Origin of the sequence: Wukongibacter baidiensis (assembly GCF_050888315.1) — a bacterium.
Classification (GTDB): Bacteria; Bacillota; Clostridia; order Peptostreptococcales; family Caminicellaceae; genus Wukongibacter; species Wukongibacter baidiensis.
Genome location: NZ_CP138202.1, coordinates 5760738 through 5773734, shown reverse-complemented (window position 1 = coordinate 5773734; position 12997 = coordinate 5760738). Strand labels below are relative to the sequence as shown.

General features: G+C 34.0%; 17 protein-coding genes. 1 reads left to right on the top strand and 16 read right to left on the bottom strand.

The genetic code is table 11. The features are described 5' to 3' along the window. Window positions 1-40: 40 nt before the first annotated feature. From R9X47_RS26410 to R9X47_RS26340, 15 genes are all read right to left on the bottom strand, one after another. Window positions 41-1513, bottom strand: coding sequence for a spore germination protein (locus tag R9X47_RS26410; protein ID WP_432664041.1), 1473 nt, complete (start codon window positions 1511-1513; stop codon window positions 41-43). Further along, on the bottom strand, window positions 1488-2075 hold the full coding sequence (locus R9X47_RS26405; RefSeq protein ID WP_432664040.1) for a stage V sporulation protein AE: 588 nt from the start codon (window positions 2073-2075) through the stop codon (window positions 1488-1490). Before R9X47_RS26405 ends, R9X47_RS26410 begins: the two co-directional genes overlap by 26 nt. Window positions 2076-2175: 100 nt before the next feature. Further along, window positions 2176-2532, bottom strand: a complete 357-nt coding sequence (gene spoVAE, locus R9X47_RS26400) for a stage V sporulation protein AE (RefSeq protein ID WP_432664039.1) — start codon at window positions 2530-2532, stop codon at window positions 2176-2178. Window positions 2533-2542: 10 nt separating this feature from the next. Then, window positions 2543-3562 (bottom strand): stage V sporulation protein AD, encoded by a 1020-nt coding sequence (gene spoVAD / locus R9X47_RS26395; protein ID WP_432664038.1) that lies wholly within the window; start codon window positions 3560-3562, stop codon window positions 2543-2545. Window positions 3563-3574: 12 nt separating this feature from the next. Then, the gene (gene spoVAC / locus R9X47_RS26390) at window positions 3575-4033 is read right to left on the bottom strand and encodes a stage V sporulation protein AC (protein WP_432664037.1); all 459 of its coding nucleotides are present in this window, start codon (window positions 4031-4033) and stop codon (window positions 3575-3577) included. 29 nt (window positions 4034-4062) lie between these two features. After that, on the bottom strand, window positions 4063-4221 hold the full coding sequence (locus tag R9X47_RS26385) for a hypothetical protein (RefSeq protein ID WP_432664036.1): 159 nt from the start codon (window positions 4219-4221) through the stop codon (window positions 4063-4065). A 22-nt stretch (window positions 4222-4243) separates the two neighbouring features. Continuing rightward, window positions 4244-4411 (bottom strand): hypothetical protein, encoded by a 168-nt coding sequence (locus tag R9X47_RS26380; protein WP_432664035.1) that lies wholly within the window; start codon window positions 4409-4411, stop codon window positions 4244-4246. Between the two features lie 175 nt (window positions 4412-4586). Continuing rightward, window positions 4587-5285, bottom strand: a complete 699-nt coding sequence (sigF, locus tag R9X47_RS26375; protein ID WP_432667700.1) for an RNA polymerase sporulation sigma factor SigF — start codon at window positions 5283-5285, stop codon at window positions 4587-4589. A 73-nt stretch (window positions 5286-5358) separates the two neighbouring features. After that, on the bottom strand, window positions 5359-5781 hold the full coding sequence (gene spoIIAB, locus R9X47_RS26370) for an anti-sigma F factor (RefSeq protein ID WP_432667699.1): 423 nt from the start codon (window positions 5779-5781) through the stop codon (window positions 5359-5361). A gap of 31 nt (window positions 5782-5812) precedes the next feature. Continuing rightward, window positions 5813-6148, bottom strand: coding sequence for an anti-sigma F factor antagonist (gene spoIIAA, locus R9X47_RS26365; RefSeq protein ID WP_432664034.1), 336 nt, complete (start codon window positions 6146-6148; stop codon window positions 5813-5815). Window positions 6149-6402: 254 nt separating this feature from the next. Further along, on the bottom strand, window positions 6403-6753 hold the full coding sequence (locus tag R9X47_RS26360) for a phage holin family protein (protein WP_432664033.1): 351 nt from the start codon (window positions 6751-6753) through the stop codon (window positions 6403-6405). A gap of 36 nt (window positions 6754-6789) precedes the next feature. Continuing rightward, window positions 6790-7965: a tRNA uracil 4-sulfurtransferase ThiI gene (thiI, locus tag R9X47_RS26355; RefSeq protein ID WP_432664032.1), complete on the bottom strand. Its 1176-nt coding sequence runs from the start codon at window positions 7963-7965 to the stop codon at window positions 6790-6792. Between the two features lie 4 nt (window positions 7966-7969). Continuing rightward, on the bottom strand, window positions 7970-9133 hold the full coding sequence (locus R9X47_RS26350) for a cysteine desulfurase family protein (protein WP_432664031.1): 1164 nt from the start codon (window positions 9131-9133) through the stop codon (window positions 7970-7972). 384 nt (window positions 9134-9517) lie between these two features. After that, entirely contained in the window at window positions 9518-10291 is a 774-nt protein-coding gene (gene thyX / locus R9X47_RS26345; RefSeq protein ID WP_432664030.1) for an FAD-dependent thymidylate synthase, read from the bottom strand. A gap of 150 nt (window positions 10292-10441) precedes the next feature. Beyond that, on the bottom strand, window positions 10442-10648 hold the full coding sequence (locus R9X47_RS26340; RefSeq protein ID WP_432664029.1) for a hypothetical protein: 207 nt from the start codon (window positions 10646-10648) through the stop codon (window positions 10442-10444). Window positions 10649-10820: 172 nt separating this feature from the next. Between R9X47_RS26340 and R9X47_RS26335 the strand changes: the two genes are divergently transcribed. Then, entirely contained in the window at window positions 10821-11816 is a 996-nt protein-coding gene (locus tag R9X47_RS26335) for an asparaginase (RefSeq protein ID WP_432664028.1), read from the top strand. 111 nt (window positions 11817-11927) lie between these two features. Here the strand turns inward: R9X47_RS26335 and R9X47_RS26330 are convergent, their stop codons facing one another. Then, window positions 11928-12962 (bottom strand): HD-GYP domain-containing protein, encoded by a 1035-nt coding sequence (locus R9X47_RS26330; RefSeq protein ID WP_432664027.1) that lies wholly within the window; start codon window positions 12960-12962, stop codon window positions 11928-11930. Window positions 12963-12997 lie beyond the last annotated feature (35 nt).

The following is a 12997-nucleotide window of genomic DNA, read 5'->3' as shown; positions in this document are numbered from 1 at the left end:
TTCTTTTTTCTAGAAAAAATTCTATTTTTATGCTTCTCGATTAACTTGGAGTCTCCTCATCTGGGGGAGCTGAATCTTTATCAATAGGTTTTAAAAAACCTGGTCTACTTCTCACCTCAGGTATTGGTTTTCTCGTTAATATAGTCGCTAGCGCTTTACTATTAAATGGAATAAGAGGCCATGTGTATCTTATATACCCAAGGGACTTTGTTGTTATAAAGACTATACATATAAATATTAAAGCTATCACAAATCCATATATTTTGAACAAGCCCGTTGATATAAGTAAAATAAGCCTAAAGAGTCTTAGTGCCATTGAAAACTCTATACTAGGTGTGGCAAACATACCTAGGGTGGCCACAGCCATGTACAGTACTGTCTCTGGAACGAACCATCCTACTTTTATGGCAAATTCACTTAGAATCAAGCCACCAATAATTCCAAGTGATGTTGATAGAACATTTGGAGTATGTATTGATGCAATCCTTAATAGATCAATGCCTAGTTCAAGTATAACAAATTGCATAAAAATCGGTATTTCTCCTGTCTCATTAGGCCCTAGAAACTCAAGCCATTCGGGGGTACTTCCCTTGTAGTATACTAGTAAAAGCCATAGTGGTGGAACTATTAGTGAAAATATTATACCTAGCAATCTTACCCACCTAAAATATGTTCCTACCGCAGGATTTTGATAATAGTCCTGGGCATGTTGAGTAAAATGAAACATTGTAACGGGTACTATCATAACACTGGGTGATGTATCTACAATAATAATTATATGGCCTTCCAACAGGTGAGATGCTGTAACATCAGGTCTTTCAGTATATCTTGCCTGCGGAAGAGGATTCCAATTTTTTCCTAAAACAAACTCCTCTAGCGTCTTTTCTGCCATTTCCAGTGCATCTGTATCTATTTCATCGATTTTCTTTTTTAAGTCTCCAACCAGCTTGGGATTTGCTATATCTTCAATATAGCCTATAACAACATCTGTAGCAGATCTTTTACCAACCCTTGTTATCTCAAATCTTAAATTTGGATCTCTTATCCTTCTTCTTATTAGTGCAGTATTAAACACCAAGGTCTCTGTAAACCCATCCCGTGATCCTCTAGTTACCTTTTCCAGTTCAGGTTCTTCAGGGCCTCTGGCAGGATATGTTCTTACATCTAAAATGATTGCTTTATCTTCCATGTCTATCAAGATGGCCAAGGCGCCAGATAAAACCATGAGTTCGACTTGTTCAGTATCTTCAGTTGTTTCTACTTCTAGATACGCAATCTTTTCCGTCATTAGCTTTTCAATAGTATTTGGATTTATATCTTCCCTTTCCAAACTTTGAAGGGTCTTTTGTATAAAAAGCATTATATCGTCCTTAGCAAACCCGTCGACAAATATTAAGGATGCTGCTCTTCCCCCTATTTTTACTTCTCTATTTACTACATCAAAGCTCTTAGATATCCCTAAACTTTTATCTAATACCTCAATGTTTTCACTTATTTTCTTTGAGAGTTTCATTTTTATTACCTCTCCTACTTATTATTTCCTCCATAGCCTTTGTAATAATTGGAGCTCCTATTTCACAATCGTCCTTCCCATCCATCTTGCCTATATCTCCTATTCCTACAATTAAAGGAATACTATATTCACCTAATACATCAACAGTATCGCCAAAAAGGGTTTTCTCATTTGTTTTTTCTCCTGATTTATTCACTGCACCATCTATTATCTCACCGTCACATGTTATAGAAAAGTCAACATCGACACCATTAACATAATGTGTATTTGAAGCAACTGCTATTACTCCTAGAACTTCTATATCACGATGATTTACTAAGTATTCTAATGCCTCTTCTCCCTTTCCAGTTCTATTATGACCTCTATCATCTACCATTACTACCACTGGATCGTGCTTCGCCTGCTTTACATAATTAACTATTTCTTTACCTCTTATTGGCGTTGGATTTCCTGCAGAACTTGAGATACATCTACCCCCAATGTTTGTAGTAGCTGTTTCTACAGCTCTTTTTGCAAATCCATCACCATCAGTAACAATTATTATCCTTCTTTTTTTATCCATAGTCATATCCTTTCTAGCCATAGTTTTAATACATCGGAAATTGTAAACTCCTTAAAATTATAAACAGATATAATTTCCGTTATGTATTTCCAGACACTCTTTATTTTTTGCTTTTAGGCTTAAAAATTACCGCCATGGTATAGCCAAATACAACGGCTGCGGCCACGCCTCCTGCATTTGCCTCTATACCTCCAGTAAAGGCACCTAGCAGTCCAGCCTTCTCAACAGATTCAATTGCTCCCTTTGCCAAGTTATGTCCAAATCCTGTTAATGGTACGGTCGCACCAGTTCCACCAAACTCTGCAATAGGTCCATATATACCAAAGGCGCTCAAGATAGCTCCCGATGTGACAAATGCAACTAAAACATGGGCTGGAGTAAGCTTAGTGCCATCCATTAAAAGCTGTCCAACAACACAAATCAATCCTCCTACTACAAAAGCCCTAACGTATTCCATATATAGCCTCCTAACTTCCCTTATTTACTATTGATACAGCATGGGCAATTCCTGGTATTGATTGACCCTGCTGTGTACTTGTAACAGAAAGTAGTGCACCTGTAGAAATTAATAAAACCTTATTTAGGTTTTTATTCATCATCTCTTTATATATATATCCACAAAATACCGAAGCTGAGCACCCACATCCACTTCCACCGGCATGTGTATCTTGAGCCAAGTTATCAAATATCAAAAGGCCACAATCATTATAGTTTTTCAATATATCGTACCCTTTGTCAAGGACTAGCTCTTCTGTTATCTCCTTACCAATCTGACCTAGGTCTCCTGTGACAATCAGATCATAATAATTAGTTGGTAATCCTGTATCCTCAAAATGTTTAACTATTGTATCTGCAGCAGCCGGCGCCATGGCAGCTCCCATATTATTGGCATCCTTTATACCTAAATCTATAACCTTTCCTGTTGTTACATAATTAATTTCTGGCCCATCACCAAAGGAAGATACTACTGCTGCTCCAGCTCCTGTTACTGTCCATTGTGCTGTAAGCTTTCTTTGATTTCCATGCTCCAATGGAAATCTAAATTGTCTTTCAGCAGCACTAAAATGGCTTGATGTTACTGCTATCAAATTATCTGCATATCCACCATCAATAAGCATTGAACCTAAGCTTAGGGATTCTGTCATTGTAGAACAGGCTCCATAAAGTCCAAAAAATGGAATACCTAAATCTCTAGCTGCAAAAGATGCTGACATTAATTGATTTAGTAAATCGCCAGAAAGCATATATTCCATATCAGATATTGTTTTATTTGCTTTTTCTACTGCTGATCTTACGGTTTCTCGAAGCATCTTACTCTCTGCGAGTTCCCAGCTCTTTTCACCATATAGATCATCCTTTAGTACTACATCAAAATACTGACTTAGAGGCCCTTCTCCTTCTTTTGGTCCTACGGTACTTGAGGCTGCAGTAATTATTGGTGGACTATCGAATTTTACTGTTTGAGTTCCGATTTTCTTTAATGCCAAATATATCCCTCCTTATTTAGTGAAAAAGTAATACAGCAGTCCAATAATAACCGATGATCCAAATCCATATACTAACACTGGACCAGCAACACTAAACATTTTTGCTCCCACTCCTAGTATATAGCCTTCGGTCCTAAATTCCATTGCAGGTGAAACAATTGAATTTGCAAACCCCGTTATTGGAACAATTGATCCAGCACCTGCTTTCTTTCCCAGCTTGTCATAAACACCTAACCCAGTAAAAAAAGCTCCTAAAAATACCATTATAATAGTTGTTATCGTTCCCGAATCAGCTTTATCTAAACCCTGGTTCTTTAGAATATTTAGGATGAACTGTGCAAAGGTGCAGATTGCCCCACCTACTATAAATGCCCAAAAGCAATTTTTTAAATAATTAGGTTTCGGTATCTTATTTTTGACATATTCGTTGTATTCTTTTTCTTTGTTAACTTTTGTTATCTGTTTTTTCACATTTACACCACCTAAAAAAATAATTAGGCCTAATAATTTTTAATTTCATCTAGACCCTGCTTAATATTTGAATTCGTAATATCCCTATTAAATACTAACGACTCAAACTCATGTCGTTTTTCCTTTTCCTCAATATTTTCTATAGATAATAAGTTATTGTTTAAATTCTTTATATAATCTTGTTTCATTATCAGGCCTCCTAGAGATTGTTTACAACTCTTTATAGAGATTATCGTTAAGGTTAAAATCATTCAAAACTAATTTAGCTGAGATTGGTCTGTTAATCTTAAATTTCTTATATGCATAATAAAAGGAAGTAACAGAAATCATAACCAAAAACACTATTAATATCCTTTTACTATTTTTAGAAGTCTTCATTTTTAGTCACCTCATAACATTTCTTAGTCTAGAAACTTGAATAATTGACGACATGTTTAATTTGGGAATTGTTTACATATATCATGTGATTTCCTCAGTTTTATAAGCACTTCTTAAGTATAGTATTAACCATATTTCCTTTTCTTAATTCCAAAAAAATAAAGACACGATTTTCTCATGCCTTTTCTAAAATATTCTTCATTATTTCCAATACCTTTTTTTCAATTCTTGATACCTGAACCTGAGAGATACCTAATCCTTTCGCTATCTCTGATTGAGTTCTATCCTTAAAATACCTTAATATTATAATCTGTCTTTCCCGAGGTTTTAGCTTGCTTAAAGCTTCCTTTAACGCAATTTTATCTATAATTTTTTCATTATCAGTGCTCTTTGTTTCGCTTATTTTGTCAATTAAGTGTATCGGTGACCCATCATTTTGATGTATAACATCATATAGGTAGTCGGGTTTAGCGCTGGATTCTAATGCTAATACAATTTCTTCTTTGTCAATCTTTAGCTCATCAGCTATCTCCTGTATTGTCGGTTCTCGTCCTAACTTCTTAGACATAGTTTCCTTGGTGATTTTTACCTTTGTAGCTATTTGCTTTAAGCTTCTGCTCACCTTTATAATTCCATCATCTCTTAAAAATCTTTTGATTTCCCCTATAATCATTGGAACTGCATATGTGGAAAATCTTACACCGTATGTAGCATCAAACTTATGTATTGCTTTTATTAAACCGATGCATCCCAACTGAAATATATCGTCTCTCTCATACCCTCTATTATCAAATCTACTTACTAAACTCTTTACAAGTCCTAGATTTTCATCAACTAATGTAGCCTGAGCCTCTTTATCACCGTTTTGTGACATCTCAATAAGCTTAAGCGTTCTTTCTGTGCTGAAGTTATTGTTTTCCTCAAATGAAGCAGTCACCCCATAATATCTACTCCTCATTTTCTATAACCTTTATTTTTTTTACCATATTTATCTTTGTTCCTTTACCCTCTTCAGATTCAATATATATTTCATCCATAAATGTTTCCATTACTGTAAAGCCCATACCAGATCTTTCTAATTCAGGCTTTGATGTGTATAAAGGTTGTCTAGCAAGCTCAATATCCTTAATTCCTTTTCCATAATCTTCTATAACAATTGTTATAGTATTTCCAATAATTCCACATTCTATAACTACTTCTTCATTTGGGCTGTTATAGCCATGAATTATTGCGTTTGTTACTGCTTCTGAGACAGCAGTCTTTATATCTGCAAGTTCTTCAATAGTTGGGTCTAGCTGCGATACAAATGATGCAACAACAACTCTGGCAAAAGACTCATTCTGAGATTTGCTTGAAAACTTTATCTTCATATAGTTATCAAAATTCAATCTGTTCACCCCTTTACATATTGGCTAAAGCTTCTTCTTTAGTTTCGTACTTATGGATAATCTTAAATATTCCAGCCATCTGGAATATTCTATCAACATGGGGATTGGAATTTACAACTCCAACTTTACCTCCTAATTTATCTATCTTTTTATATCTTCCAATAACAACCCCTATTCCTGAGCTATCCATAAACTTCATACCTGAAAGCTCAAAAATTAAGTTCTGAATATTCTTTGAATCAATAGCATTGTCGATATCTTCCCTTACCTCTTCAGTAGAATGATGGTCCAATTCCCCATCTAGATAGACAATTAATACATTGTTTTCCACTTCTAATTTAAGTCGCAATCATATCCCTCCTATATTTTTCTTCTTTTGTATGCCATATCTTCATTGCATATGTAGAGAGTTCCAAGTAAATCTTAAAGCTTTGACTGGAATCTCTATATTAATATTCTTTAATCTACTTTCTTTTCCTTCAGTGAAATTTAGCTGTTTTTGTAAGTTCTGATTCTAATTTTGTCAAAATAGGAGTATTAGCTATCATGCTCGCATTTTTTCTTCAAAAATCAAAAAAAGGTGTCATTTCTGACACCATTTTTTTAATCATCTGACACTCCAAGAAATCCCGTTATTAATATATTTACAATACTCAGTATTATTGAAGCTATAATAGCTCCAAATAGTCCTCCTACATTGAACCCTGACACAATACCCGCACTTAGCTTTAATATCATGCCATTTATGACAAAGGTAAATAATCCTAATGTCAAAATATTTACAGGTAACGTAAGAATAACTAATATTGGCTTTATAATTGTGTTAGCTATACCAAATATCGCCGCAGCCCATAGTGCTGTAGAGAATCCTGCTATATAAATATTATCAAAAAGTCTAGCAATTACAATCAGAGATACAGCCATGGATATCCATCTAAGTATAAATTTCCTCAAATAATTACCCCCATTTTCAGTATAGGTCTGTAAAGATTAGTCTTCTGTCTTTACTACAATAACTTCCATATTTTCAACGGCTTCATTAATCAGACCTTCAACATCTATTAGTTTTTCAGACTCAATAATCTTTTCAAGTCTAGGTTTTGTTACTGGCCTATCTGGTAAAAACACAGTACAACAATCCTCAAATGGTAATATCGATGTTTCATATGTGTCAATATCTTTAGAGATCTTTACTATATCTACTTTGTCCATTGCAATAAGCGGCCTAAATACCGGCATACTTACTGTATCATTTGTTACGTTAATACTTTCTAAAGTCTGACTGGCAACTTGGCCAATACTTTCTCCTGTAACTAAGGCCTTACATTTTCTTTCTGAAGCTACTTTCTCAGCTATACCCATCATAAATCTTCTAGAAAGTATTGTCATCTGCTCAGCTGGGCAATTTTCATTGATTGCCTTTTGTATATTTAAAAGATTAACAGAGTGTAATCTGATTCTTCCACAATATTTACTCAAAATCCTAGCTAGATCTATTACCTTTTCCTTTGCTCTATCGCTAGTAAATGGATAGCTATGATAGTGTATAGCCTCTATCTCTACTCCTCTTTTAGCAACAAGCCAACCGGCAACTGGACTATCTATACCTCCTGAAAGCAGAAGCATAGCCTTTCCACTGGTTGTATAAGGCATTCCTCCAAAGCCAGGAATTTTCCTTGAGTATACATAGGCCTTATCTCTCACTTCTACGTTTATTACCACATCTGGATTGTGAACATCCACCTCTAAACCTTCGGCATTTGATAATACATACCCACCTACGGTTCTTGAAATTTCAGGTGATTTCATATGGAACTTTTTGTTACCGCGTTTTGATTCTACCTTAAATGTTTTGACACCATCTTCTTCAATACACTCTCTGGCATGTTCTAAAGCTACTTCGCATATTTTATCTATGTCTGCTTCAAAAATATATGCTACACTTACTGAAACTATACCAAACACCTTTGTAACTACTTCAATTATCTCATCTACATCCTGTCCTTCTAGATCTACATAAACTCTACCATGGGCCTTATATGGCTTTATATCTCCTATACTTTTTAAAGCCTTTCTGATGTTTTTCAAAAGAGTATTTTCAAAGTATGGTCTGTTCAATCCCTTTAAACTTATCTCTCCATATCTTACTATTAGTACCTTTTCCATATTATCATCTCCTAGCAATGACTTTTCTTAAATCTTCAACGATATATTTTAACTTATCAATCGTATAATCAATCTCTTCCACTGTGTTATGAGGGCTTAAGCTAAATCTTATAGCCCCTTCCATCTGATCCTCAGTAAGGGCCATTTCCTTCAAAACATGACTAAAGGCTTTCTTTTTATTAGAAGAGCATGCAGAGCCTGTTGAAACGTATATCCCTTCTTGCTCTAACGTATGTAATAAGACCTCACCTCTGATTCCTTCAAAGGATATATTTAATATATGGGGAGCAGTCCCTTCTAAAGAGTCTCCATTTACTTTTACTTGTTGCAAATTATTCTGAATACCATTTAGCAGTCTTATCTTTAATTCATTCATCTTCTTAGTATTGGATTCAAAATCCTTCTTCACCCATTCAGCAGCTACTCCTAAGCCAAGAATTCCAGGAACATTTTCAGTACCTGATCTAAGTCCTAATTCTTGATTTCCTCCAAAAATCATTGACTTTATTTTGATACCCTTTTTCACATATAATGCTCCAATTCCCTTTGGTCCATGAATCTTGTGTCCGCTTATAGACATTAAATCAATATTTTGCTTCTTTACATTAAGCTTTATTTTTCCAAAGGCTTGTATAGCATCAACATGAAGTAGGGGTTTATTTTTTCTACTGTTAATAACTTTAGTCACTTCTGATATGGGCTGTATTGCTCCCACTTCATTATTTACATACATTATACTTATTAAAACGGTTTCATCTCTTAAGACATTTTTTAACTCATCTATGCTTATTTGACCATTCTTATCTACACTTAAGTAAGAGACTTCATATCCGCTTTCTTCTAATGCATTAAATACATTTAATACCGATGGGTGTTCAATTTTGGTAGTAATTATATGGTTTCCCTTTCGCTTGTTACCCTCTAATACTCCTAAAATAGCAAGGTTATTCGATTCTGTTCCTCCTGAGGTAAAGTAAACTTCTCCTTCGCCGGCTCCTATGGCCTTTGCCACTTGTTTTCTAGCTCTTTTAATCAGCTTTTCTATTTCAACACCTTTACGATGAAGTGAAGAGGGGTTACCATAATCTTCTCTCATTGATTTCACCATAATATCAATTACCTCTTCATTTGGCCTTGTAGTAGCACCATTATCTAAGTAAGCTTCCATTTCAAACACTCCTACCACATTTTTCTTTCCATATTCTATCTTACCCAATAGTTTTTGTAAAGATAGGGCTTGTATTCAGATATTTTTTTGTCCTGTTTATAAAAAGGAGTGCCTCAAAATGACGAACTACTACATTATTTGAAATTTTATCAATTTGACATATACGTAAGCATTAGCAAACCAGACAAATTTCAAAACCTTTAGCTCCATTCATTTTGAAACACCCCAGTGTATGAACTTAAGAGATATCCTTAAAACAAAGTCTTTTATAAAGATTCTCAAAGTTGACTTTGTTGAAATACATAACGGAAATTATATCTATCCACAATTTTGAGAAGTTTATAATTTCCTATGTATTATAAGATAGCCTCACTTAAATCCATATTATAAACTATTAAACTTATCTCTGATTTCCTTTATCTTTCCACAAGTCATATTTCCCTCTGGACATGGTTTATTTAAACAGTTAGGTCCAGCATACTTAAATAGGGTTGGAGCTGCTTTTTTTACCTGTTTAACCATCTCTGTTGCTAATTCCCTTATCTCCCACTGAGCTCTATTGCAGCATCTATGTTTAAAGAAATTGAAAAGTGCCCTAGCATTCATAGTAAATACTATCTTAGTCTCACATGCATTTGGAAAAACATATCTAGCATCTTCGATAGATTTCTTTTCCGCTAGTCTCTTTGCATCTTTATCGCTATATCCCTCTTCTTTATATGTGTTATAATGCTTGTCCAAAAGTATCTCTACTAACTCGTCATAGTACCTTTGATCGTTCTCCATAGCTTCAATGAATTTTTCTTTAGCCTCTGGAATACATTCAATAGCTGGAGGGATTATATATTCAAATTGGTCAAGCTTAACATATCTCTGTGATTGCTGTGAATATGAACATCCTATTCTATGTCTTACTAATTGATGGGTTAATACCCTACTAATACCTTCAACGCCAAAGGTAAAACTAACATGTTCTATTGGTGACTCATGACCTATGCCCATCAACATAGCTAAAAATTTCTCAGTATTTTCATCTGTTAATTTGTCTTCTATTTTATCTACTCCCACCGATGAATAGCAAAGTTTAGCTGCCGAAGCTACTAGCTTTTCTGCATCAGGCGTGTATCTTAAAAGATTTACCTTTAGTTTTGACTCCATTTTTTTCCTCCTAAATTCTTTTCTACATCTTAAGCCAGATTATTCATTAAAAATTCAAAACTTTACTGTCATCGTTCCAACTTTTCAAGAATAATTCAGTTCTATAATTTTTTTTCTACATAATTATACCATAAATTTTATCCCTATTAGCTATGCAAAAAATCTAAACATATATTTTTTATTCATTGGTCCTATTTTATTGAACTCCACCCCTAATTCATCCAATATTTTCCTTTGAAAATATCCTTTTTTTGAAATTCTTAATATTTTTTCACTTTTTTGCGACTTTTTCTTGCATTTGATGTCGAATTTTGTTATAATTTTTTTGTGGTTATCCCCCTGGAAAACCTCAATCATATAATCTCTATTCCCAATACCCCTAGCAAAAGATTTACCAAAAGGTAGATCTTTTGCTCTTTTTTGTAGAAAATTTCCCTTCTAAGATATTAATATATATTAATACCATTTTTCCTTTTTAAATGTTATTATATAATAATAATACTTGTAATATATGCCTAGGAGGGGAATTATGTCTAATAAAAAAGTAGCTGTCATTTTTACTGGTGGAACAATATCTATGAAAATAGACCCTAGAATTTCTGCTGCTATTCCCGCTTTATCTAGTGAAGAAATTATGTCTATGGTAACAAACATAGATAAGTTTGCGGATATAGAAATAGTAAATTTTGAAAGAATACCTGGCCCCCATATGACACCAAACAAGATGATAGAATTATCAAGGCTGATAAAGAAATTAGTTGAACGAGTAGATATTGATGGAGTTGTAGTAACCCATGGTACAGATACTCTAGAAGAAACAGCCTTCTTGTTAGATTTAAATATATCTTCAGATAAACCTATAGTTATTGCTGGAGCTATGAGAAACGGTTCTGAACTGGGCTACGACGGTCCAAGCAATTTAGCCTCAGCTATATGTACTGTAATTTCAGATCAAGCAAAGGGTAAGGGAGTTCTTGTGGTTATGAATAATGAAGTAAATGCCGCAAGTGAAGTCACAAAAACCCATACTCTCAGTCTTGACACCTTTAAGTCCCTAGAATTTGGGCCATTAGGTATAGTAGACAATGATGAGGTTATATTCTATAGGAATATTGTAAAACATCATCATATAGATACAGACAATATAGAAGAAAATGTGTACCTTATTAAAACTTATGCTGGAATAGATTCTACCCTAGTAGATTTTTGTGTTGAAAAAGGGGCTAAGGGTATTATTGTTGAAGCAATGGGTAGAGGTAATATTCCTCCTGAAATGGTTAGTGGTATAGAAAATGCAATATTAAAGGGAGTAAAGATAGTTTTAGTTTCAAGATGTCCTATGGGGAGAGTTCTCGATTCCTACGGCTACGAAGGTGGAGGAAAAAAATTGAGAGACCTAGGTGTGATTTTTGGCGGCAGTCTCAATGGACAAAAAGCACGAGTAAAGTTAATGTTAGCTCTTTCAATTACTGATGATCACCAGAAGATTAAAAATATATTCGAGAAAGGTTTTTATACGAAGTAAGAGGATATAATATTATTTTCTCATATCTAAGAATATTTCTTGAGCATAAAAAAGCTACTGAAAAGACATTAATTGACTTTTCCAGTAGCTTTCTTTATATCATTCATTTTTTTATATTACATCAACAATCTCGTATTGGTAGTTTTGAGATAGATCGATAAACCCTTCTGGCGTTTTGACCAAGGGTCTAGTTGGATTATATTTGTTAACTAATATAACTGTTCCTATCTGATTATCATTTAATTTTACTATATTCCCAACATAAAATTGAAATATATTTTTTAAAAATGTATTGGCTATAACGGGATCAAGTGGTCCAAAGCTGTCTTGAAAAATGAGTTCAGCAACCCTAAATGGACAAATTTTATTCTTATAAACTCTCTTTGAGGTCATGGCGTCATATACATCTGCTACGGCTATTATTTTTCCATACATGTGAATTCTATTGCCATATAGGCCTAATGGATAACCCTTACCATCTACCCTCTCATGGTGTTCAAGTGCTCCAAGTATGACGTTTTCATTTATACCTGAAGTATTTTTTAAAATATCATATCCATAATCTGCATGTTTCTTCATAATTGCATATTCTTCATCTGTAAGCTTCCCTGGCTTATTTAGGATTTCATTTGGAATACGGCTTTTTCCAATATCATGTAGTAGTCCGGCCATAGCTAGATCATAAAGTTCATTCTTAGAAAATCCCATCCATTTACCAATCATAGTAGCTATTAGAGATACATTTATAGAGTGTTTATATGTATATTCATCATTCATTTCTATCTGCCTAAGTCGTCCTAGTACATTATTACTTTTTGTAATCTCATCGACTAATGATTTGAGAGAATCATCAAATTCATTAACTATTAGCTTCTTGCCTACTTTTACATTGAAAAATATATCTTTAAAATTACTAACCGTCTTTTGATATTCTGAGTTTAACTTATTATCAACTATAACAATCTCTTCCTGATCATCTACATCGTCAACCACATAGACATATTGAACATCTAATTTTTTTAGTCCCTTTATGACTTTTTCAGAAAGTATGGCTCCACTTGCAAAGTACAAAGCTCCGAACCTTCCATATATATCTTCAGCAAGTAACATTCCATCTTGAAGTTCATCAACTTGTAACAATTTCACGATACTTCCCCCTAAATTCCTTCTATCTATCTATG